Source organism: Ligilactobacillus ceti DSM 22408, assembly GCF_000423245.1.
In the GTDB taxonomy this organism is placed as follows: Bacteria; Bacillota; Bacilli; order Lactobacillales; family Lactobacillaceae; genus Ligilactobacillus; species Ligilactobacillus ceti.
On record NZ_KE383993.1, the window covers coordinates 123,731 to 145,764 of the forward strand.

Annotated in this window: 23 protein-coding genes and 1 tRNA gene; 19 read left to right on the forward strand and 5 right to left on the reverse strand. The window is 32.7% G+C overall.

What is annotated here, in order from left to right:
* Positions 1–173: 173 nt before the first annotated feature.
* The 5 genes from pepV (at position 174) to G540_RS0103495 (ending at position 4,447) form a co-directional block, all read left to right on the forward strand.
* A complete protein-coding gene (gene pepV, locus G540_RS0103475) occupies positions 174–1,574 on the forward strand; it encodes a dipeptidase PepV (protein WP_027106902.1) in 1,401 nt (466 codons plus the stop codon).
* Between the two features lie 160 nt (positions 1,575–1,734).
* Entirely contained in the window at positions 1,735–2,025 is a 291-nt protein-coding gene (locus G540_RS0103480) for a hypothetical protein (protein ID WP_027106903.1), read from the forward strand.
* Between the two features lie 81 nt (positions 2,026–2,106).
* Entirely contained in the window at positions 2,107–2,553 is a 447-nt protein-coding gene (locus G540_RS0103485; protein WP_027106904.1) for a universal stress protein, read from the forward strand.
* A gap of 18 nt (positions 2,554–2,571) precedes the next feature.
* Entirely contained in the window at positions 2,572–2,904 is a 333-nt protein-coding gene (locus tag G540_RS0103490; RefSeq protein ID WP_027106905.1) for a hypothetical protein, read from the forward strand.
* A gap of 115 nt (positions 2,905–3,019) precedes the next feature.
* A complete protein-coding gene (locus G540_RS0103495; RefSeq protein ID WP_027106906.1) occupies positions 3,020–4,447 on the forward strand; it encodes an APC family permease in 1,428 nt (475 codons plus the stop codon).
* Positions 4,448–4,484: 37 nt separating this feature from the next.
* Here G540_RS0103495 and G540_RS0103500 read toward each other — a convergent pair whose 3' ends face one another.
* Entirely contained in the window at positions 4,485–5,045 is a 561-nt protein-coding gene (locus G540_RS0103500) for a nucleotidyltransferase family protein (RefSeq protein ID WP_027106907.1), read from the reverse strand.
* A 232-nt stretch (positions 5,046–5,277) separates the two neighbouring features.
* Between G540_RS0103500 and G540_RS0103505 the strand changes: the two genes are divergently transcribed.
* Positions 5,278–6,477, forward strand: coding sequence for an acetate/propionate family kinase (locus G540_RS0103505; RefSeq protein WP_027106908.1), 1,200 nt, complete (start codon positions 5,278–5,280; stop codon positions 6,475–6,477).
* A 56-nt stretch (positions 6,478–6,533) separates the two neighbouring features.
* Here G540_RS0103505 and G540_RS0103510 read toward each other — a convergent pair whose 3' ends face one another.
* A complete protein-coding gene (locus G540_RS0103510) occupies positions 6,534–7,259 on the reverse strand; it encodes a deoxynucleoside kinase (protein ID WP_027106909.1) in 726 nt (241 codons plus the stop codon).
* Between the two features lie 395 nt (positions 7,260–7,654).
* On the opposite strand from G540_RS0103510, the gene purB reads away from it, so the two are divergent.
* The 9 genes from purB to G540_RS0103555 all read left to right on the forward strand — a co-directional run bounded on the left by purB (position 7,655) and on the right by G540_RS0103555 (position 16,495).
* Positions 7,655–8,950, forward strand: coding sequence for an adenylosuccinate lyase (purB, locus tag G540_RS0103515; RefSeq protein ID WP_027106910.1), 1,296 nt, complete (start codon positions 7,655–7,657; stop codon positions 8,948–8,950).
* A 159-nt stretch (positions 8,951–9,109) separates the two neighbouring features.
* The gene (locus tag G540_RS0103520) at positions 9,110–9,325 is read left to right on the forward strand and encodes a hypothetical protein (RefSeq protein ID WP_027106911.1); all 216 of its coding nucleotides are present in this window, start codon (positions 9,110–9,112) and stop codon (positions 9,323–9,325) included.
* 41 nt (positions 9,326–9,366) lie between these two features.
* Positions 9,367–9,437: transfer RNA gene (locus G540_RS0103525), tRNA-Gly, on the forward strand.
* 258 nt (positions 9,438–9,695) lie between these two features.
* Positions 9,696–11,390 carry an arginine--tRNA ligase gene (gene argS, locus G540_RS0103530; protein WP_027106912.1) on the forward strand — a complete coding sequence of 565 codons (1,695 nt, stop codon included), beginning with the start codon at positions 9,696–9,698 and terminating at the stop codon, positions 11,388–11,390.
* 153 nt (positions 11,391–11,543) lie between these two features.
* On the forward strand, positions 11,544–12,221 hold the full coding sequence (locus tag G540_RS0103535) for a Crp/Fnr family transcriptional regulator (RefSeq protein ID WP_027106913.1): 678 nt from the start codon (positions 11,544–11,546) through the stop codon (positions 12,219–12,221).
* An 84-nt stretch (positions 12,222–12,305) separates the two neighbouring features.
* Positions 12,306–12,779, forward strand: a complete 474-nt coding sequence (argR, locus tag G540_RS0103540) for an arginine repressor (RefSeq protein WP_027106914.1) — start codon at positions 12,306–12,308, stop codon at positions 12,777–12,779.
* A gap of 88 nt (positions 12,780–12,867) precedes the next feature.
* Complete coding sequence (locus G540_RS0103545; protein WP_027106915.1) at positions 12,868–14,979, forward strand: PBP1A family penicillin-binding protein; 2,112 nt, start codon at positions 12,868–12,870, stop codon at positions 14,977–14,979.
* A 151-nt stretch (positions 14,980–15,130) separates the two neighbouring features.
* Complete coding sequence (locus tag G540_RS0103550) at positions 15,131–15,478, forward strand: YlbF family regulator (RefSeq protein ID WP_027106916.1); 348 nt, start codon at positions 15,131–15,133, stop codon at positions 15,476–15,478.
* A gap of 69 nt (positions 15,479–15,547) precedes the next feature.
* Positions 15,548–16,495: a 3'-5' exoribonuclease YhaM family protein gene (locus G540_RS0103555; protein ID WP_027106917.1), complete on the forward strand. Its 948-nt coding sequence runs from the start codon at positions 15,548–15,550 to the stop codon at positions 16,493–16,495.
* Positions 16,496–16,543: 48 nt separating this feature from the next.
* Here G540_RS0103555 and G540_RS0103560 read toward each other — a convergent pair whose 3' ends face one another.
* The 3 genes from G540_RS0103560 to G540_RS0103570 all read right to left on the reverse strand — a co-directional run bounded on the left by G540_RS0103560 (position 16,544) and on the right by G540_RS0103570 (position 18,302).
* Positions 16,544–17,431 carry a peptidylprolyl isomerase PrsA gene (locus G540_RS0103560; RefSeq protein ID WP_027106918.1) on the reverse strand — a complete coding sequence of 296 codons (888 nt, stop codon included), beginning with the start codon at positions 17,429–17,431 and terminating at the stop codon, positions 16,544–16,546.
* Between the two features lie 131 nt (positions 17,432–17,562).
* The gene (locus G540_RS0103565; RefSeq protein WP_027106919.1) at positions 17,563–17,871 is read right to left on the reverse strand and encodes a hypothetical protein; all 309 of its coding nucleotides are present in this window, start codon (positions 17,869–17,871) and stop codon (positions 17,563–17,565) included.
* Between the two features lie 2 nt (positions 17,872–17,873).
* Positions 17,874–18,302, reverse strand: coding sequence for an HIT family protein (locus G540_RS0103570; RefSeq protein WP_027106920.1), 429 nt, complete (start codon positions 18,300–18,302; stop codon positions 17,874–17,876).
* Between the two features lie 131 nt (positions 18,303–18,433).
* On the opposite strand from G540_RS0103570, the gene G540_RS0103575 reads away from it, so the two are divergent.
* From G540_RS0103575 to trmB, 4 genes are all read left to right on the forward strand, one after another.
* Positions 18,434–19,162 carry an ABC transporter ATP-binding protein gene (locus G540_RS0103575; protein ID WP_027106921.1) on the forward strand — a complete coding sequence of 243 codons (729 nt, stop codon included), beginning with the start codon at positions 18,434–18,436 and terminating at the stop codon, positions 19,160–19,162.
* A 4-nt stretch (positions 19,163–19,166) separates the two neighbouring features.
* Positions 19,167–20,375 (forward strand): ABC transporter permease, encoded by a 1,209-nt coding sequence (locus G540_RS0103580; RefSeq protein WP_027106922.1) that lies wholly within the window; start codon positions 19,167–19,169, stop codon positions 20,373–20,375.
* 64 nt (positions 20,376–20,439) lie between these two features.
* Positions 20,440–21,222 (forward strand): phosphotransferase family protein, encoded by a 783-nt coding sequence (locus G540_RS0103585; RefSeq protein WP_027106923.1) that lies wholly within the window; start codon positions 20,440–20,442, stop codon positions 21,220–21,222.
* Between the two features lie 86 nt (positions 21,223–21,308).
* A complete protein-coding gene (gene trmB / locus G540_RS0103590) occupies positions 21,309–21,950 on the forward strand; it encodes a tRNA (guanosine(46)-N7)-methyltransferase TrmB (protein ID WP_027106924.1) in 642 nt (213 codons plus the stop codon).
* The last annotated feature ends 84 nt before the right edge of the window (positions 21,951–22,034 follow it).

Sequence of the window (22,034 nt, forward strand, 5' to 3'; positions counted from 1 at the left end):
CTGATTAAATGAATTATAACAAAAAAGTTTTCCGGGTTAAAATAATTCCCGAAAAAAATTTAAGTTTTTATAAAATTAGTTTGATTTAAGTCGCTAACTATCGTGATGTTTACAATTGTGGTAAAATACATTATGTATTTTAATATGTAAATATCTGAGGAGGTATTTTTATTATGTCAATCGATTGGAAATTAGAAGTCGAAAAACGCAAGGAAGATTTACTTGCCGACTTATTCACAATGTTAAAAATTGAAAGTGTTCGTGATGAAAGCATCGCAACAGCAGAAGCACCTTTAGGACCAGGTCCAAAGATTGCTTTAGATAAATTCTTAGAAATCGCAGAACGTGATGGTTTTGAAACTTTAGAATTAGATGGTCTTGCAGGACATATCGAATTCGGTGAAGGTGATGAAACATTAGGTGTGTTAGCTCACGTTGACGTTATGCCAGCTGGTAAAGGTTGGGATACAGATCCATTTGAACCAGTGATTATTAACGATCGTATTTATGCTCGTGGATCATCTGATGATAAAGGTCCTGGGATTGCAGCTTACTATGGTTTGAAAATTATCAAAGAATTAGGCTTACCAGTATCTAAAAAAGTTCGTTTCATCATCGGTACAGATGAAGAAAGTAGCTGGCGTGGTATGACTCACTATATGGAAAAAATGCCTAAACCAGATTTCGCATTTTCTCCAGATGCATTTTTCCCAATTATTAATGGTGAAAAAGGGATTGCAAGTATTGAATTGAAATATGCTGGTACAAACGGTGATGCAGCTAAATTAATTAGCTTTGAATCTGGTTTACGTACAAACATGGTACCTCGTGATGCTGAAGCAGTTGTTGAAGGTCTTGCATTAGCAGATGTTGAACCAGCTTTTGCAGAATTTGTAGCTGCTAACCCAATTACAGGTGAAATCGTTGAACGTGATGGTCAATTATTCTTAAGTGTGATTGGTAAAGCTGCCCATGCTCAAGAACCACGTCTTGGTGAAAATGCCGGAACATATTTAGCAACATTCTTAAACCAATTTAACTTTGGTGGAGCAGCAGCTAACTTTATTAAAGTTGCTTCTGAAAACTTACACGGTGATTCTCGTGCTAAAGGTTTAGGTTTAGAATTTACAGATGAAATCATGGGTGACTTAACAGTGAACCCTGGTATCTTCAAATTTGTTGCTGGTGAAGAAGGTTCTATTACATTGAACTTCCGTTATCCAAAAGGAATCGATGTACAAGAAATCTTAGCAGGTCTTGAAAAATTAGTTGCTCCAATGGATGTAACTCTTACACTTGATGGACATGCTCAAGAACCACACTATGTATCTCCAGAAGATCCAATTGTAAAAACATTATTAGGTGTTTATAACAAACAAACTGGTTCAAATGAAACTGGTAAAGTTGTTGGTGGGGGAACATACGGTCGTTTATTAGAACGTGGTGTTGCTTTTGGTGCTTTATTCCCAGAAACAGAAAACACAATGCACCAAGCTAATGAATATATGCCATTATCTGATTTATTCCGTTCAGCAGCCATCTATGCTGAATCAATTTACGAATTGATCAAATAATTTAGGCTTTGCTTGAATTGAAAAATTAATTAAAACACGTTACTCTTTTTTGAGTAACGTGTTTTGTGTTTTTACTTTAAGAATATCGTTAAGTAATTGCACCAAAATGAAATTAATTGTAAAATTAGAAGTGAATTAAGAATAGAAAAGATGTGGTTGGATGTTTTTAACAACAGGAGAAATTAATGGAACATATGCCATTCAAGGCATTGTTAATGCAACAGTCAAACGAGCTCTTTTGCCAGAAGAAGTCGATCAAGTTGATCAATATGATGACTTATATACAGCTGTGAAAACAAAATTAATTGAACGAGCAGTTGCGAAAGATGGCGATGGTTTGATTATGGTGCGCTTTGTACCATCTATTGTCCAAACAGGACCAGCACCACGTTATATGGTTTTGCATGGCTATGGAACAGTTGTTAGTTTGAAACCACGCCGGAAGCATTAATTAGGCGCGCGAACTAAGACAATTTTTAGAATAAATGATATAATTGATAGAAATTAAGGGGCTAATAAGGAGAGGGTTTATATGCAACAACAGTACAAAAATATTTTAGTACCAGTTGACGGATCTGATGGAGCTGAAAAAGCTTTAGTTAAAGGTGTCGAAATTGCTAAAAGAAATAAAGCACACTTAGATGTTGTCACAGTTATTGATTTAAAACAATTTTCTGTAAGTTTTGCCGGCATGATGGATGCCAATGGTGAAGTTGTTTACCAAGCTTATGAAGATGTTGATAACTATTTAGACTCATTATTAGAAAAAATCCACGAAATGGGCTTAGAAGATGTAAAAATGCATGCTCGTTTTGGATCACCACGGACAATTATTGCACATGATTTAACAAAAGAATATGGAACAGATTTAATTGTTATGGGACCAACAGGCTTGAATGCTGTTGAACGGATGTTCGTCGGTTCAGTAACTGATTATGTCATTCGTGCTGCTCCTTGTGACGTTATTATCGGCCGCTAAAAAGAGGAGGCTTTTAAAGTGTCAATCACAAGTGTGGTTATGATTGTAGTTTTAGCCGTATTAGTAATATATAATTTAAGATTAAGTTTTACGATTGCGCGTCTAAAATCAAAAGTACAATTTAAACAACCACAAGATTTAACTGAAGTTGAAACAGAAAAATTACAAAAAATTGCTAAAGCACGGCGAAAATGGGTAGTTTTAAGCCAGTTATTCTTCTGGTTTTCTATTTATCTTGCTGTGATGGGATCAACAGGGCAATTATTATTCTTTATGATTTTATACGTTGTGGTATTAATTGTTTTGAATAAATATGCGATGTTATCAACGCAAGCAATTATCGAAAATTAAAAAACAACGCTCAAATTTTTTGAGCGTTGTTTTTTTGTTAAGAATTCTTGTAATTGTTTTTTAATTATATTATAATTATGCCCTAAATTGATTCGGAGTTAGAGGGAGAATTTATATGAACAAAATCTGGAAAAGATTTTCTTACAAAGAGGATCCGCAAGTTTATTTGAAAAAAGATGCTCATTTACATCAAGTCTTAACGGTGAAAGACTTTTTAGCTTTAGGCGTCGGAACCATTGTTTCAACATCTATATTTACCTTACCAGGTGTGGTAGCCGCTAATCATGCTGGACCGGCTGTGGCTTTATCATTTTTAATTGCAGCGATTGTAGCGGCGTTAGTAGCGTTTGCTTATGCTGAAATGTCATCGTCTATGCCTTTTGCTGGATCGGCTTATTCTTGGATTAGTGTTATTTATGGTGAAGGATTTGGTTGGATTGCTGGCTGGGCTTTGTTGGCGGAATATTTTATCGCCGTAGCTTTTGTGGCTTCAGGGTTATCAGCTAATTTTCGGGGAATGTTAGAACCTTTAGGTGTACATGTTCCAGCACAATTAGCGAATGCCTTTGGTGTGTCAGGTGGAATTATTGATATTATTTCGGTAATTGTGATTGCTTTAGTAGCTTACCTATTATCACGAGGAGCTTCTGGTGTTGCGAAAGTTGAGAATTTATTAGTTATTTTAAAAGTTTGTGCAATTTTAGTTTTTATTTTAGTGGGATTAAAAGCAATTCATATTGAAAATTATTTCCCATTTATTCCAGAATATACAGTGCATAGTGATGGTACGAGTTTTGGCGGATGGCACGGAGTTTATGCAGGTGTGTCAGCAATCTTCTTATCATATATTGGTTTTGATTCGATTGCGGCGAATTCGGCTGAAGCGAAAGATCCTGCTAAAACCATGCCACGCGGAATTTTAGGTTCGTTATTAATTGCAGTGATTTTGTTTATTGCAGTTTCTTTAGTTTTAGTGGGAATGTTCAAATATACTAGTTATGCTAATAATGCAGAACCAGTAGGCTGGGCTTTACGCCAAGCAGGACATCCTATTATTGCAGTTGTAGTTCAAGGAATTGCTGTCATCGGAATGTTTACAGCTTTAATTGGGATGATGATGGCTGGTTCACGATTATTATATTCTTTTGGCCGTGATCAAATGTTACCCAAATGGTTAGGTGTATTAAACAAAAATAATTTACCAGGGAATGCGTTAATTGCTTTAACTGTAATTAGTATTATTTTAGGTTCGGTCTTTCCGTTTGAGTTTTTATCACAATTAATTTCTGCAGGGACCTTGATTGCTTTTATGTTTGTCACCATCGGTATTTATTCTTTACGTAAAAGAGAAGGTCATGATATTGCAGAACCAGAATTTAAAATGCCATTGTATCCTGTGTTGCCTTTAGTTGCCTTTTTAGGGACATTAGCTGTCTTTTGGGGTCTAGACTATCATGCGAAGTTATATGCGGGGATATGGTTCTTAATCGGTCTTGTCGTTTATTTTATGTATGGAATGCGCAAAGAAAAAATTAAATCATAAAAAAGAGGAAACCAACTAAATTAAGTTGGTTTCCTTTTTATTTTTCGATGGTTAAGTTTGGCCAGAATTTATGCCAATTTTTACGTTGCATTCTTTTTTGATAAGTTGGATATTGTGCTGTATCTGGTGCAAAGTAAGGTGTTGGTTGAACTTTCATTTCAAAAATATCATTTAAGCCATAAGGTGCAACTAGATTGAAATTACCTAAAGTATCTGGTGTAACCCCAATGGCACTACATTGTTCTGGAAAATGCGCAATTGTTTCAGTGATTGTTTTACCAAAATATTGTTGGTTTGTATGGCGTTTAGGTAGGGCGATATTATTTAAGTTCCATAAATATTTAGGATATTTTTGTTGTAATAAAGCTTGCCGGGTTAAATATTTTTCGAATGATTCACTGGTGTTTTTATAATAAACATCAATATTATTTCGGATTAAAGAAGAAGGTTGCTTTGTTTGGTTATCCCAAACTAAATTGCGCACAGCACCTGCACAAATTGTGGCTTCTGGTAAATGAAGACTAGCTACAATTTGACAAATTTCTAAAAACTCGGGTTGTTTTTGAATAATGTCGCGTAATTCTTGTTCATATTGCATGGATCAAAACCTCCTTGAGTAGTAACTTAATTATTTTAAACGTTCTGTTTCGGAATTGCTAGTCAGATACATGATGTTTATATAAAATTAAAGAAGATTTTAACATCCAAAAAAATTTATAAAAAACGATTACACTGATTGTTTGAGGGGAAAATTAAATGAAAAAAGCGGTGAAATCTGTTATAGTAGAGCAGTAAGCGTTAAGGCGCTGTAAGTTTTGGAGGGTTGATTTATGGAAAAAATTATTGCTATTAACTCAGGTAGTTCGAGTTTGAAATTTAAATTATTTTTAATGCCAGAAGAAAAAGTTCTCGCATCTGGTTTAATCGAAAGAATAGGAATTAAAGATCCCCGTGTTGAAATTAAATATGGTGATGGTCAAGTTTTTGAAAAAGTTGGCGATATTCCTGATCATAAAACAGCAGTTAGTTTGTTAATGGATCTTTTATTAGAATTAAAAATTATCGATGATTATTCTGAAATTACAGGTGTTGGTCATCGTGTTGTGGCTGGTGGAGAATATTTCAAACATTCTGAAATTGTTACACCAACAGTTATTGAACACATTCGTGAAATTTTCGAATATGCACCATTACACAATCCAGCCAACTTAGTCGGAATTGAAGCTTTCAAAAAAATCTTACCTGATGCATGTTCAGTAGTTGTTTTTGATACAGCATTCCACCAAACAATTCCAGAAGAAAATTATTTATATAGTGTACCTTTTGAATGGTACGAAGATTATAAAGTTCGTCGCTATGGTGCACATGGTACAAGTCACCGTTATGTATCTGATTTAGCTGCGAAAATGATGGGTAAACCATTAGAAGATTTGAAATTAATTAGTTGTCACTTAGGTGCAGGTGCTTCTATCTGTGCGGTTAAAGGTGGCGAATCATTTGATACATCAATGGGCTTTACACCATTAACAGGTGTGACAATGGCAACTCGTTCAGGTGATGTTGACGTTGCTTTAGTTGCTTTCATGATGAAAAAACTTAACTTAGATATGGATGAAATGATGAAAGTCTTGAATGGCGCATCTGGTTTACAAGGTATTTCTGGAATTTCGTCTGATATGCGTGATATTGATGCAGCACGTAAAACTGATAAACGTGCTGAACTAGCAATGGATATCTTTGTGAAAAACGTTGTTAAATATATTGGCGAATACACATTTGAAATGGGTGGCGTTGATGGTATTATCTTTACAGCCGGCATCGGTGAAAATGCTATTACAGCTCGGACAAAGATTATGGAACGTTTAGCTTTCATGGGCATTGAAATTGATCATGAAAATAACCAAAAACGTGGGGCACAAAACTTTATCTCAACAAAAGATTCTAAAGTTCAAGTGATGTGTATCCCAACTGATGAAGAATTAATGATTGCACGTGATGTTCAAACATTAGCTCAAGAAGATCAAGCTTAAAACAAATTAATAAAGGTTCACACTAAGTTTTATTAACTAGTGTGAACCTTTATTTTTTATTTACGTTTATTTTGTAACTCGATGAATTCGGCTTGTGAAATTTTACCTAATTCAAATAATTTTTCTTCAATTAAATCTAAAACAAAATTTTGATCATCTTTGTTTTCGACAAAATCATATTTATCACCATCAATAATTAAAAGTGGTGATTTATCATATGTTTTCGCCCAGTTATCATAATATTTTAAAAGTGTTTGATAATAGTTAATTAAAGAAGGATCATTTTCAATTTGTTCATAATCACGACCACGTTTTTTAATACGATTTAACATCGTATCATAGGAAACTTGGATCATTACCATTAAGTCAGGATTTTTATTTTGTGCAACTTGTGGTAATTCTTCTAACATATTATCTAAAAGTTCTTTGTATGTTTCATGCTCGATTAGGGAAGCATTTCCTAAATCAGTATTCATTTGCATGAACATGGCATCTTCATAAATTGAACGATCTAAAATGTTATTTTCATGTTGCATAGCTGATTTAATCATTTTAAAACGACGATTTAAAAAGAATGTTTGTAATAAATAAGTGTAAGGATTCGTTGCATCAAGTTCACCAGCAGCACGTTTTTGCGCAGCAATTTCGAGCCCTTGATAAAAAAGGGGTAGGACCGGGTTATCTGCGACCGGTTCGTAAAAAGCTGTTGTTCCTAATTCTTGCGCTAAAATGGCTGAAAGACTTGATTTACCGGATCCGATAATTCCAGCTAAGGTAATCAAATATGACACGCTCCTTTTTTTGTACATCAGAAATAATTGTAGCGATTTTAGTGACAAACTGCAATGAAAAGATTCTAAATTAGTAAGGCTTGTTTTTGGAGTTGGATGAAACAGAATTTACAGTTGTTTGCTGATACGAGGGAGTTAGGTGTAATTTAGGAAAGGTGTTATTATCATAGGTTTTCTATTTAAAACGTCTAAAACGTATTAAAAACATAACTATAAAACGGATATTAAGATTATTTCGTGTTAAAAAACGAACTATTTTACAAAAATACATAATTTTGTTTTGACATTCAAGAAGGGGTTTGCTAAGCTAAAAATGATGCAAGATGCTAGGTCATAGTCATTTGAAATGGTAATTTAAACTTGAAATTTAAAGGAGTTATTACAAAATGTTAGCACGTTATACACGCCCTGAAATGGCAGCTTTGTGGACTGATGAAAAGAAATTTGAATGTTGGTTAGCTGTAGAGATTGCAGCTGATGAAGCATGGGCAAAATTAGGTCAAATTCCGCAAGAAGATGTTGATAAATTGAAAGCTAATGCAAAATTTGATATTGAACGCATTCGTGAAATTGAAGCAGTAACTCGGCATGATGTGATTGCTTTTACGCGTTGTGTATCTGAATCATTAGGTGATGAGAAAAAATGGGTTCATTATGGATTAACAAGTACTGATGTTGTTGATACAGCATATGGTTATCAACTCAAACAAGTTAATGATTTATTACGCGCTGATTTAAATATGTTTTTAGAAATTATCAAAAATAAAGCTTTAGAACATAAAGATACGGTTATGATGGGGAGAACACATGGTGTGCATGCAGAACCAACAACATTTGGATTAAAATTAGCTCGTTGGTATTCTGAAATGAAACGAAATATTGAACGATTTGAACATGCTGCTGATGGTGTACAAGCCGGTAAAATTAGTGGAGCTGTAGGAACATTTGCTAATATTGATCCGTTTGTAGAAGAGTATGTTTGTGATCAACTGGGCATTCGTGCGCAAGAAATTTCCAGTCAAGTTTTACCACGTGATTTACACGCTGAATATTTAGCTAGTTTGGCTTTAATTGCAACTAGTTTAGAAAAATTTGCTACAGAAATACGCGGGTTACAAAAATCAGAAACAAGAGAAGTTGAAGAGTATTTTGCTAAAGGTCAAAAAGGATCTTCAGCAATGCCACACAAACGTAATCCAATTGGTTCAGAAAATATTTCAGGGTTAGCCAGAGTAGTCCGCGGGCATATGGTCACAGCTTATGAAAATGTTGCCTTATGGCATGAACGTGATATTTCTCATTCTTCTGCTGAACGGATTATTTTACCAGATACGACCATCTTATTAGATTATATGTTGAATCGCTTTGGCAGAATCTTGAAGAATTTAACAGTTTATCCAGAAAATATGCAAGCTAATATGCAAAAAACATTTGGTTTGATTTATAGTGGACGTGTGTTGTTGAAATTGATTGATAAAGGATTGAGTCGGGAAGCAGCTTACGATTTGATTCAACCTAAAACAGCTGAATCTTGGGATATGCAAATTGATTTTAGAACATTGTTAGAAAATGATGCGACGATTATGTCTTATTTAACAAAAGAAGATTTAGATGATGCATTGGATTATCATTGGCATTTACAAAAAGTTGATTATTTGTTTAAACGTGTGGGATTAGAATAACGGATTTTTAGATTAGAATTTAATGATTGTTTCTATCGGAAAGATATTGGTTTTAAAGCAACTGGGATTAAATATTAATAAAACGATTAGTATCGCTTGCAACATCTGAAAAAGTTTGTTATTATCCATAAATAATTCTCTAAAGGAGTTCAGAAATTAATGGAAAAGACTTTTGAAATTGGCGATGCCGTTAAATGCGAAAAATTCGCGTCTTTAAAACACGATTTTGTGGGTGTAATTGAAAAAACTTATGAAAATTCAGCAATGGTTATGATTACTGAATTTGATGCTGAAGATGAAAATATTGTTAGTGATTTTCACGAACATGCAATTGTAAGTTTTCAAAAAATGAAGAAGTTACAACTTAATAAATAATGCTTTTTTTAAAGGAGTGTGCTATACTATATTCGCTTTACGCGGGTGTAGTTTAGTGGTAAAACTCTAGCTTCCCAAGCTAGTATCGCGAGTTCGATTCTCGTCATCCGCTTCATTAAAAAATAAAGCAAAGTATAACATTCGATGATAGAAACTAGTAAATTAGGTAAATTTTTAAGCGAGTCTAGGGTGGTGGAAGCTAGATAATTGAACTGATTGAATCGCACTTCTTAGAATAAATTGAATAATAAAGTGGATCTTTTATCAATTAGAGTGGTACCGCGGGAAATCTCGTCTCTTACATAATTTATTTATGTAGGAGATTTTTTAATGTATAGAAAAATACTGATATATAAACAGGAGGCTCATCATGGATTATAAACAAAAAGTAGCACAAGCCATCGTAAAAGCTGTTGATGGACAATTAACAGAAGAAGAAGTTTTAGTGAAAATTGAAGTTCCTAAAACAATGAACTTAGGGGACTATGCTTTTCCAGCATTCGTTTTAGCGAAAGTTTTACGTAAAGCCCCACAAATGATTGCAACAGAATTAGTTGAAAAAATCGATCCAACAGGTTTTGAAAAAGTTGAAGCTGTTGGTCCATATGTTAACTTCTTTTTAGATAAAGCAATGTTCAGTCAAGATGTTTTACATGAAGTTTTAACAGAACAAGCAACTTATGGTAACCAAGATTTAGGTCATGGCGGTAATGTACCAATTGATATGTCATCACCTAACATTGCTAAACCAATGTCAATGGGACACTTACGTTCAACAGTAATTGGTAACTCAATTGCTAACTTATTGAAAAAAGCTAACTATAACCCAATTAAAATTAACTATTTAGGCGATTGGGGTACACAATTTGGTAAGTTAATTATGGCTTATAAATTATGGGGTAGTGAAGAAGAAGTTAAAGCTGATCCAATTAATAACTTATTAAAATACTATGTACGTTTCCACAAAGAAGACGTAGAACATCCTGAATTAGATGATCAAGCACGTGAATGGTTCAAGAAATTAGAAGATGGCGATGAAGAAGCAATTTTCTTATGGACATGGTTTAGAAATGAATCATTACAATTCTTTATGAAGATTTATGATAAATTAGGTGTTGAATTTGACTCCTTTAATGGTGAAGCTTTCTATAACGATAAAATGGATGAAATCGTAGAATTATTAGAAGATCGTGATTTATTACAAGAAAGCCAAGGTGCTTCAATTGTTGATCTAGAAAGTTATAACTTGAACCCAGCTTTAATTAAAAAATCCGATGGTGCTACATTATATATCACACGTGATTTAGCAGCAGCTTTATATCGTCACCGCACATATGATTTTGCTCAATCACTATATGTTGTTGGTAACGAACAAACAAATCACTTTAAACAAGTAAAAGCTGTCTTAAAAGAAATGGGTTATGACTGGTCTGATGATATCCATCATGTACCATTTGGTTTGATTACATCTGGTGGTAAAAAATTATCCACACGTTCTGGTCGTGTAATCTTATTAGAAGATGTTTTAAATGATGCGGTTGATTTAGCTGAAAAACAAATTGAAGAAAAGAATCCAACATTACCAAATAAAGAACAAGTTGCTGAAGAAGTTGGTGTTGGTGCTGTTATTTTCCACGATTTGAAAAATGAACGTTTAAATAACTTTGATTTTGATTTAGAAGAAGTTGTTCGTTTTGAAGGTGAAACAGGTCCTTACGTTCAATATGCACATGCTCGTGCAATGAGTATTTTACGTAAAGCTGGCGTGACAGAAATTGATCCAAATGCAGCTTATGAATTAACAGATCCAAATGCTTGGGAAGCAATTAGCTTATTAGGTAATTTCCCACAAGTAATTAAACGTGCTGTTCGTGAATACGAACCATCTGTTGTAGCTAAATATGCTATTCAATTAGCTAAAGCTTTCAACAAATATTATGCACATTCTAAGATTTTAGCTGATGATGATCAAAAAGCAGCTCGTCTTGCTTTAGTTGCTAGTGTTGCGATTGTCTTAAAAGAATCATTACGTCTTTTAGGTGTAGCAGCTCCAAATGAAATGTAAAAAGAAATTTTAAAAAATTAAAAACTAGCTTAATCTAAGTGATTAGGCTAGTTTTTTTGCGTATTTATGTATGAAACGGTCATTTGCGTGGGAAAATATCCCGCGTTATAGTGGAAGTGTAGAACTAATTTAACTAGGGGGATTTAGTTTGACATGCAAGGAGAAATTAAGATTCAAGGTCTAACTATTAAAGAAAATGAATTAATAGCAGCTGGTGGGACACGGTGCTATTATGAAAAATCAGAAGAGATTTATCTTTCTGAAAGTAAAGCTTTATATTATATTGAGGATGGTATTTTAGGCGTGAAAGTTTTACAAAAAGATTATGATTATATGTATTCTTTTTTAGACAAAACTAAATTTTGGCCATTAGATCGATTACAAGGATTTAGTATGCCGGATAATTTATGTTTTAAAGCTCTAACAAGTACTTCAATTATTAAGATTCCTTATTTAACGTATCAAATTTTATTATTAGAACATGGAACTTTAGCTAAGTTGTTGTTACAAAGTGCGTTGGATGAAAGAAGAATTCATGATAATTTTAAATATGCATGCTCATGTAAAAGTGCTCAAGATCGTGTGCTATTAGTGATATTTTTAATGGCTTATCATTATGGACAGAAAAATCAAAAGGAAGATTATTTATTACCAGAATTTTTGACACAACAAATATTGGCTAATTTAGCACAAACGACACCGATTACAGTTTCTAAAGTTGTTCAAAATTTACAAAATGACGCCAAGATTACGTTTAATCGCAAAGTTAAAATTGTGAAAAAATCATTTATGAGTAATCCGCAAATTCAAGAGTGTCTATTGTATGCATAAATATACGCTTTTCTGTGATATAATGGGATAAAAATTAGCAGAAAGGATAATATCGCTGTTTTTAACCGATATTAATAACTGGCAATGAAAAAAGAAGAGCGTCAAAATAAGATTGAACAATTAATTAATAAAGAGATAATTGCAACACAAGAAGAATTGCTTTTAGCACTTCAAAAAGATGGGATTAAAACAACGCAAGCTACTTTATCACGTGATATTCGTGAGATGCAAATTGTTAAAGAAGCAGATGGTAATGGTAATATTCGTTATACTTTATTTCAAAAGAATGACAATACCCAAGAAGAATATTTACAACAAAATGTTTATGATACATTAATGAAAATTACGCAAGTTGAATTTATGAATATTATACAAACAACACCACGGAATGCGAATGCTTTAGCAGCTATTATTGATGAAATGTCCTTAGATGGAATTGTAGGGACTTTAGCTGGATATGATACTGTGGTAGTTATTAGTGATTCGAAAGAGTCGGCCAAAAATATTAATCAGTTATTTTTAAGTTATGCTGATCGTGATTTGTTAGTCCGTAAATAGTTAAGTTAATTTAAAAATTTTAAAGAAGAAAGTCGCTTTTGAAGGGTTATGCTAAAATTAAATTAAAACTTTTAAAAGAGGATAGATTATGAAAAATAATACTTTTTTCGAACGTGTTTTAGAAAAGATAAAACATTTTTGGCAAAAGTTTTGGAATTGGTTAAAAATTAAATGGCGTCGTTATCAAATTAATCGCTGGATTATAGTTCTATTATTGAGTGCTTTTTTAGTGATTAGTATTTATTTAGTCGCATTAGCCAAAACAACGGACGTAAAAGGGTTACGTTCACAATTAAAACAAGCCACGATTATTTATGATCAAAAAGATCAAAAAGCAGGCTATTTATATTCCCAAAAAGGAACTTGGGTTAATCTGGATCAGATTTCACCGAATGTTGAAAATGCTGTTTTATCAGTTGAAGATCGTAATTTTTATCATGAACATGGTTTTTCTGTGAAAGGTATTACACGGGCGGGCTTGAGTTATGTGAAAAATAAATTGTTACGTCGTAATCAAATTAGTGGTGGGGGGAGTACTTTAACGCAACAATTAGTTAAAAATGCCTTTCTGTCTCAGGAACAAACTTTTACCCGTAAAGCGAAAGAAATTTTTATATCAGTTCAAGTCGAGAATGTTTATTCTAAAAAAGATATTTTAGCGATGTATTTGAATAATGCTTATTTCGGGAATGGTGTTTGGGGTGTAGAAGATGCCTCTGAAAAATATTTTGGTAAACACGCTTCACAATTAACCGTTCCAGAAGCTGCTACTTTAGCCGGGATGCTAAAAGGACCAAATGTTTATAATCCGATCGATCATCCTAAAGCAGCTCTTGCGCGACGAAATGTTGTCTTAAAGACTATGGTCGCTAATGATAAAATAACTGAAAAACAAAAAGAACAATATCAAAAGGCAACTATGAACTTGAAAGATGATTATAAATATCATTCAGGTTATCGTTATCCATATTATTTTGATGCAGTTATTGCTGAAGCGATGCATAAGTATGATTTAACAGAAACACAAATCATGAACCAAGGGTATAAAATTTATACAAGTTTAAATCAAAGTTATCAAGAAAGTATGCAACAAACATTTGATAATAATAGTTTATTCCCAGCTACAGAGGCAGGTAAAAAACCGTTACAAGCAGCTTCGATTGCCATCAATCCGAAAAATGGTGGTGTGCAAGCTCTAGTCGGTGGTCGTGAAGATACACATGTATTCCGTGGCTATAATCGGGCGACTCAGTTGATTCGATCACCTGGATCAACTATTAAACCGTTAGCTGTATATATGCCGGCCTTACAATCGGGATATCATTATGATTCAATGTTAGAAGATGAATATCAAGCTTATGGAACTAATAAATATCAACCACATAATTGGAATGATGTTTATGTTGGTAAGTTACCGATGTATCAAGCTTTAGCTCAAAGTAAAAATACATCTGCTGTTTGGCTTTTGAATAAAATTGGTGTTAAAAAAGGTTATGATTCAGTTGAAAAATTTGGGATTAATTTGGATAAATCAGATAATAATTTAAGTTTAGCTTTAGGTGGTTTGAAAAAGGGTGTGTCACCATATCAAATGGCCGCAGCATACACAGCATTTGCGAATGAAGGTGTGCAATATCAGCCTCATTTAATTACGAAAATTGTGGATGCGACTGGCAAAGTAATTGTTGATAATACTGATCCAAAAAGTAAAAAGATTATGACTAAAAAAGTTGCTGATGAAATGACTAGCATGATGTTAGACGTCTATCGACCTCATGGAACTGGTTATGGTGCTCGTCCTTATGGTTACACAATTGCTGGTAAAACAGGGACAACACAATTAATTATTAATAAACAACGGATGGATAAAGAACATTGGTATATTGCTTATACACCAGATGTTGTTGTTGCTAGTTGGGTTGGATATGATTCGAATTCGCGGGCTGTTAATAATTTAAGCGTTGGTTCTAATTTATTTAGAACGGAAATGGAAGGGATACTCTCTAAAACACCACTAACTAAATTTACAGTAAAACCAGCGGATGTCATTTTACAAGAAAAACAAGCCGATCAAGCTGATTTTTGGGATAGTTTGAAAAAATCAAGTGAGCAAGTTGGTTCTGAAGTTTATGATAAAGTGAAAGATTTTTGGGATAAAAGCAAAAAAACAGTTCAAGATTTCATTTTGAAAAATCGTTAAGAGAAAAATCTTGTGGAAATGAGTGTTAACATTTATTTTCACGAGATTTTTTAATATTTTACTAAAGAATGTGAAATTTGATTAAAGCGCTGGTTGAATAGCGAAAAAATGGTATAATTAGTTTATATTAAAATTAATGGAGGTTTTACTCATGGTAAACATTTTCGATACAGCTAACCAATTAGCTAAAGAAATCAAAGAAACACCAGAATTTAAAGATTTACAAACAGCTTACGCAGAATTAAAAGCTGATGAAAAAGCATTTGAAAGCTTCAACAAATTACGTGAAATCCAAGCATATTTACAAAAATGCCAAATGGAAGGTAACTTAGAAGCAATCAAAGAAGAAGAAGTTGCTGAAATGCAAAAATTAAGTCAAGAAGTACAACAATTTGAAGCAGTCCTTAACTTAATGGCAAAAGAAAGAACTTTAAGCGTGTTAATGGATGATGTTGCTAAAACAATCTTCACACCAGTAACAGATTTATACGAATCTTAAGATTAAACAGTTAAGGAGGTCATCGTACCTCCTTATTTTTTATCAATCAATTAGAGTAGGAGAATAAATTTGGAAGTAAAAAAACTTTTTGATTATAGTGTTGGTGATAATCTTGAAATTTATGTATTGATTAAATCAGCTGAAGCGAGAATGGCTAAAAATGGTAAACAATTTATCGCTTTTAATTTTGCCGATCGTTCTGGTGAAATTAGTGCCAAATTCTGGGATGCATCAGCTGAAGATATTGCAGCTTTTCAAACAGGAAAAGTTGTCTTTTTACGTGGTAAAAGAGAAACTTATCAAGATAATCCTCAAATTAAAATTTTTAATTTACGTTTAGCTCAAGATAATGAGCCGAATAATCCAACTGATTATTTACAAACAGCGCCGGAAACAAGAACTGAAATGGAAGCTGAATTTAAAAAATTTATTTTGAAAATTACAGAACCAAATTGGAATCGGATTGTTCGTCATATGTTAAATCAACATCATGAAGACTTTTTTGAATTTCCAGCTGCGAAGAAAAACCACCATGCCTATGCTGGGGGATTAGCTTATCATACGTTATCAATTTTACGTTTGGCACAAACAATTGTAGAACAATACCCTGAAGTTAATGCTTCCTTGTTATATGCTGGTGCTATTTTGCATGATTTAGGTAAAACACAAGAACTCAGTGGTGCTTTAGGTACAACATATACATTGGCCGGGAATTTAATTGGGCATATTGTATTAATCGATGAAGAAATTTTTGAAACATGTAAAGAATTACAGATTGATCCAGAAAGTGAATCAGTTTTATTGTTACGGCATGTGATTTTAGCTCATCATGGATTATTAGAATATGGATCACCAGTCAGACCAAGAATTATGGAAGCAGAAATTTTACATCAGTTAGATAATATTGATGCTTCGATTCAAATGATGAAAACTACTTTGGAACATACTGAACCAGGTGAATTTTCAGAACGAATTTTTGGATTAGATAATCGTCAATTTTATCGACCACAACAATAATAAAAAACCGCTACAGCTGATTCAGCCGTAGCGGTTTTTTTGATGATTTTATTTTTCTTTGTTAGCTGGTAAGTAGTTAGCTAAAACATCTTTAAGATCGGAATCTTTGATGGAAACATCACCTTTTTTAAGAACTTTAGCAATAATTTCTTGTAAAGTTGCTGGATCTGTCATTTTAGCATCAATAATTTGATCTTTTAATTCTTGTTTATGTTCTTTCATTGTACCTTTACCAGCATTTTTCACACTGTAAATAATGTGGTAACCATAGTTAGTTTTAACAGGTTCTTTAGAGAATTCACCTTGTTTTAACTTGAAGGCTGCAGCTTTGAAAGTAGGATCTAATTGTGTATCAGTGTTATCAAATGGTGGTAATTCGCCACCTTTGCCTTTTGTTGATGCATCAATTGATTTTTCTTTTGCTAATTTTTTGAAGTTCTTGAAGCTGTGATCTTTATCTAAAGCAGCGATAATATTTTTAGCTTCATCTTCATTTTTAACTAAGATATGAGCCACAGTAATTTTTGGTTCATATTTTTTCCATTGGTTTTCAAGCATTTTGTTAGTAATTTTTGTGTTAGCAATTACTGCTTGACGTAATAATAAGTTAGAACGAATTTGTTGTTTGAATGCTGATTTTGTTAAGTTGTTTTGTTTTAAAACAGATTCAAAAGCATCGCCATATTGTTTCTTGTAGTTGTCGAAATCTTTATCAACTTTCTTATCGGAAACTTTATCGCCGTATTCTTTTTCTAAACATTTGTTTAAAATCATTTGTTGTAAAACTTGTTTACCGGCACTTGTATTTTTCATACTATCGTAAAATTCAGTTTCAGTAATTTTACCACCAGAAGTTGTTGCGACTGTTTTAGAACAAGCTGCTAAACTCATTGTTAATAAAACACTAGCGCAAGCCACTAAGACTTTTTTATTCATATAATAAAAGCACATCCATTTCTATATATTTTTAACATGTTGCATTTTTTGCAAATTACAAAGACTACTATAACATAATTTCCAAGAACTCGGTGTAAACGAAAGTTAATTTATGGAAAATTAGTTATTTTTTAAGAATTTAAATCAGCTTCTAAGTGATTTACAGTTTCTTCTAATTGAGCAACTTTTTCTAAAAATTCTGGTTCAGTTTCATTTAATTCAGTCATCGTTTGATCTAAAGCTTGAACAAAATCATTAGCTTTTAAAGCTACGTTTAACACCGCATTGCTGCAAAGAGCGATATCTTGTTTTATTTTTTGGATTTTAGCTTTTTCAGCATCAATTTTTGCGGTTATTTTTTTCCGATTTTGATAAATTAAAAGACCAGTTGTAGCGATTGTTGCAGTTTTTAATAATAAAATTTGTGTCGTTTTTTTCATAATTATTCACCTAAATTTTTGGCGATGCGATCAGCTAAAGCTTGTAAATCAGCTGGTGTGTATTTGTCACCATTATTAATGAAATTCATACTAAAGTCATCTTCATCTGTATATCTTGGAATTAAGTGAATATGGGAGTGGAAGACTGTTTGGTAAGCAACTTCACCATTATTATTTAAAATATTTAAACCTTTAATTTCAGGATCAGCATCTTTAATTGCTTTAGCAATTTTGGGAATGCGACTAAATACAGCTTGCGCTAAATCTTCGTCATATTCAAAAATATTAGCGACATGTTTTTTTGGAATAACTAAGGTATGTCCCGGTGTGACTTGGGAGATATCAAGAAAAGCTAAAACAACATCATCTTCATAAACTTTAATACTTGGAATATCACCGTTGATAATTTTACAGAAAATACAATTATCCATTTTAAATACCTTCTTTCTCAAAATAAAAATTCTCTCTTTAGTATATACTAAAATTCCACTTTCGTGAAAGTAGAGAGATAAATTAATATGCTATAATAAAAGATATTTATAAAATTGAAAGGATTTTGAAGATGGTATTGAATGTTTCACATTTAACAGGAGGATATTCACTCATTCCTGTACTTAAAGATTTATCATTTGAAGTCCAAGCGGGCGAGTTAGTTGGTTTAATCGGTTTAAATGGTGCTGGTAAATCAACAACAATTAACCATATTATTGGTTTATTAACACCACAAGCTGGTGAAATTAAAGTTGATAATTTATTATTAGCTGAAAATATGCAAGGTTATCGTAAAGCAATTGCTTATATTCCAGAAACACCAGTTTTATATCCTGAATTAACCTTAAAAGAACATATCGAAATGACAATCTTAGCATATGAACTTGATGAAAAAACAGCTTGGGAAAAAGCACATGAATTATTACAACTCTTTCGTTTAGAAGAAAGATTAGATTGGTTTCCGGCTAATTTTTCCAAAGGTATGAAACAAAAAGTGATGATTGTTTGTGCATTTATGTTAGATGCCAAACTTTACATTATTGATGAACCATTTGTTGGTTTGGATCCTTTAGCAATTCGTGATTTATTACAATTAATTGAACAGAAAAAAACACAAGGGGCAGCTATTTTAATGTCAACACACGTTTTAAGTACAGCTGAACAAACTTGTGATCGCTTCGTGATGATTGATCAAGGTCAATTGAAAGCTAGCGGAACTTTAGCTGAACTCCAAAATGAATATCAAACTTATGGCGATAATTTAGCTGATATTTATTTAGGATTGACGCAAGGAGCGTGATCAGATGCAAGAATTATGGAAACAACGTCTGCATGCTTATCAAAAACAAGTTTTTAAATATTTAAAATACGTTTTAAATGATCATTTTGTTTTGGCTATGTTATTTGTCTTAGGCGGAATAGCTTTAACGTATGCTAATTTTTTGAAAACCGTGACTGTTACAGACGATTATACTTGGACGAAACCAATTGTGATTTTATTATTATTAATTGTTTTGCAATTGGGTCGGGGGGCAACTTTATTGCAACCAGCTGATGAATTGTTTTTAGTTCCCCAAGAATATCAACTACCAATTTATTTGAAAAAGGCTTTTCACCATGCTTTGAAAAAGAATTTAGGATTACAAATAGTGTTGTATGCTGTTTTAGTACCTTATTTAAAAATTGTGTTACATACTAAGACGAGTTTTGTAATAGGACTGTTGGTTATTCAGTTGTTATTTAAATCACTAGTTTTAGCGAAAAATTATCAAGCAGGATATTGGGCTTATTTACAAAAGAAAGCTAGCTTAGTTATTAGTTTATTAATACCGTTAGTAGTTTATAGTATTGCATTTTATATTTGTGTTTGGTTTGCTTTAACAGTTACCTTATGTGTGGTTGGATATTTCATGTATCGATTCAAAAAAGAACGCTCCAAAAATGTTTTTGCTTGGCGTTATATGATTCAACAAGAAAATGCTCGTTTATCACGAGTTTATCGCGTTTTCGCATTGTTTACTGATGTGCCGAATTTACAAGGGAAAACAAAACGGCGACGTTATTTAGATTGGATGTTACCAACTATGCAACAAAACAATCCTTACCTATATTTAGAAGCGCGTTGCTTAGTTCGTAATCAAGAATATAGCGGATTGTATTTACGTTTATTAATTTTAGCTAGTGCGTTATTAATTTTTGTACATGATTTTTGGATAACTTTAGGTGTAACAATTTTATTTAACTATTTAATTGTTTTCCAATTGATTCCATTACAAGATTATTATCAAGAAAATGTCTTTACGCATTTGTATCCCGTTTTACCAAGTGTGAAATTACAAGGCTTCAAAAAATTATTAAGTCGGATTGTTTTATTAACAGCCGTTTGCTTTGGGATTGCAGCTTTAATTGGGACACAGCATATTCTGGTAGGTGTTTTATGTGGCGGAATTGTGTTAGTTGAGAGTAAGTTGATTAGTAGTTATTATTTAAAAGCAAGAATAAAAAAATCTTGACACTAATAACTGAACTTTGTAGACTGGAAATAGTTATCTATTTGTGTAGAGGAGAGTAGCCAAAATGGATTTCAAATTAGATGAAGGTTGGCGAGTTCTTCCAATTGGTGGCGAAACCGGAATGGCATATATGGGGATTAATAAAAATGAGAAAGTATTTTTAAAAAGAAATACTTCACCGTTTTTAGCAGCCTTGTCATTAGAGGAAATCACACCAAAGCTTATATGGACAAAGAGGATGACATCTGGTGATACATTAACAGCCCAAGAATGGATGAATGGGCGGAGCTTGAAACGTTCAGAAATGACATCCCAAAAAGTACGGAATACATTGTATCGAGTACATCATTCTGAATTGTTGAAAAAAATGTTAAAAAAAGTCGGTGGTCAATTTGTAACACCGAATGATTTATTAACAGAGTATTTAACTGATTTAAGTTGCGATTTACAAGCTCATCCTGTATTAGCTGCTGTTGTCAGTGATTTACAAGCACAACAACCGCAATTACCTTTAACTGAATATGAAGTATGTCATGGTGATTTAAATCATAAAAATTGGCTCTTATCAGATCAAGGGCAATTATATTTAGTTGATTGGGATAGTGCGAAATTAGCTGATCCAGCATTAGATTTAAGTATGTTAATGTGTCAATATGTCCCACGTAAGACTTGGAAGCAGTGGCTAGAAGAATATGGGCAAGAAGCAACAGCCTCATTCAATGCCAGAATTAACTGGTATATGTTGATGAATTTACTTTTAGCTATCAAAAAATATCATTCACGTGGTCGTTTTCATGAAATGAACCAAGACATATATAAACTTGCGGAAATATATGAGTTAGACTAAGAATGTTAGTAGATTTTTAATAAGGGATAAAAGACGAAGCAAGTCTTTTGTCCCTTATTTCGTAAAAAGAAAGGACGAATTTAATAGTGCGTTTAAGAAATAAACCATGGGCAAAACCATTAATGGCTGAAAATCCACAGTGGGTTGTCACAGAACCAGAACAATTTAGAGGAAAATGGCAAACAAGATTTGCGAAAGAAGCTCCAATTTACATTGAGGTTGGAATGGGTAAAGGTCGTTTTATTGTTGAAATGGCTGAAAAATATCCAGAACGTAACTTTATTGGATTAGAAATTCAAACAGCTGCGACAGGGATGGCTTTGAAAAAACAAATTGAAAAACAATTACCAAACTTACAATTTATTTGTGCTAATGGTAGTGGTTTAGAAACGTTTTTCGCTAAGAACGAAGTAGCTGGTGTCTATTTGAACTTTTCTGATCCATGGCCTAAAAAACGACAAGCAAAACGTCGCTTAACATATAAATCATTCTTGAAACAATATGAATATGTAATGGAACCAAAAGGCTATTTAGAATTTAAGACAGATAATATGGGCTTATTTGAATATTCATTAACAAGTTTAAATAACTATGGGATGAAATTTGAGCAAGTTTGGTTAGATTTACACAGTGATGAAGAAGCTGTTGTGGATAATGTTATGACTGAATACGAACAAAAATTCAGCGAAAAAGGTCAACCAATTTATAAATTAAAAGCACAATTCTAAAAAAGTCTTAATTTAGCTGATTTTAAAAATAAGTCAGATAAGTTATAATTTAAAGAAAAGAATAGCATCGTCAAAATAATAGGA

Excerpts from the sequence above, each read along its gene's own strand:
- G540_RS0103570 (WP_027106920.1), bottom strand. The coding sequence starts at position 18,302 with ATGGATAATTGTATTTTCTGTAAAATTATCAACGGTGATATTCCAAGT.
- purB (WP_027106910.1), top strand. The coding sequence starts at position 7,655 with ATGTTAGCACGTTATACACGCCCTGAAATGGCAGCTTTGTGGACTGAT.
- G540_RS0103580 (WP_027106922.1), top strand. The coding sequence starts at position 19,167 with ATGCAAGAATTATGGAAACAACGTCTGCATGCTTATCAAAAACAAGTT.
- pepV (WP_027106902.1), top strand. The coding sequence starts at position 174 with ATGTCAATCGATTGGAAATTAGAAGTCGAAAAACGCAAGGAAGATTTA.
- G540_RS0103500 (WP_027106907.1), bottom strand. The coding sequence starts at position 5,045 with ATGCAATATGAACAAGAATTACGCGACATTATTCAAAAACAACCCGAG.
- G540_RS0103550 (WP_027106916.1), top strand. The coding sequence starts at position 15,131 with ATGGTAAACATTTTCGATACAGCTAACCAATTAGCTAAAGAAATCAAA.
- G540_RS0103585 (WP_027106923.1), top strand. The coding sequence starts at position 20,440 with ATGGATTTCAAATTAGATGAAGGTTGGCGAGTTCTTCCAATTGGTGGC.
- argS (WP_027106912.1), top strand. The coding sequence starts at position 9,696 with ATGGATTATAAACAAAAAGTAGCACAAGCCATCGTAAAAGCTGTTGAT.
- G540_RS0103480 (WP_027106903.1), top strand. The coding sequence starts at position 1,735 with ATGTTTTTAACAACAGGAGAAATTAATGGAACATATGCCATTCAAGGC.
- G540_RS0103535 (WP_027106913.1), top strand. The coding sequence starts at position 11,544 with ATGCAAGGAGAAATTAAGATTCAAGGTCTAACTATTAAAGAAAATGAA.
- argR (WP_027106914.1), top strand. The coding sequence starts at position 12,306 with ATGAAAAAAGAAGAGCGTCAAAATAAGATTGAACAATTAATTAATAAA.
- G540_RS0103565 (WP_027106919.1), bottom strand. The coding sequence starts at position 17,871 with ATGAAAAAAACGACACAAATTTTATTATTAAAAACTGCAACAATCGCT.
- G540_RS0103485 (WP_027106904.1), top strand. The coding sequence starts at position 2,107 with ATGCAACAACAGTACAAAAATATTTTAGTACCAGTTGACGGATCTGAT.
- G540_RS0103575 (WP_027106921.1), top strand. The coding sequence starts at position 18,434 with ATGGTATTGAATGTTTCACATTTAACAGGAGGATATTCACTCATTCCT.
- G540_RS0103545 (WP_027106915.1), top strand. The coding sequence starts at position 12,868 with ATGAAAAATAATACTTTTTTCGAACGTGTTTTAGAAAAGATAAAACAT.
- G540_RS0103520 (WP_027106911.1), top strand. The coding sequence starts at position 9,110 with ATGGAAAAGACTTTTGAAATTGGCGATGCCGTTAAATGCGAAAAATTC.
- G540_RS0103505 (WP_027106908.1), top strand. The coding sequence starts at position 5,278 with ATGGAAAAAATTATTGCTATTAACTCAGGTAGTTCGAGTTTGAAATTT.
- G540_RS0103560 (WP_027106918.1), bottom strand. The coding sequence starts at position 17,431 with ATGAATAAAAAAGTCTTAGTGGCTTGCGCTAGTGTTTTATTAACAATG.
- G540_RS0103495 (WP_027106906.1), top strand. The coding sequence starts at position 3,020 with ATGAACAAAATCTGGAAAAGATTTTCTTACAAAGAGGATCCGCAAGTT.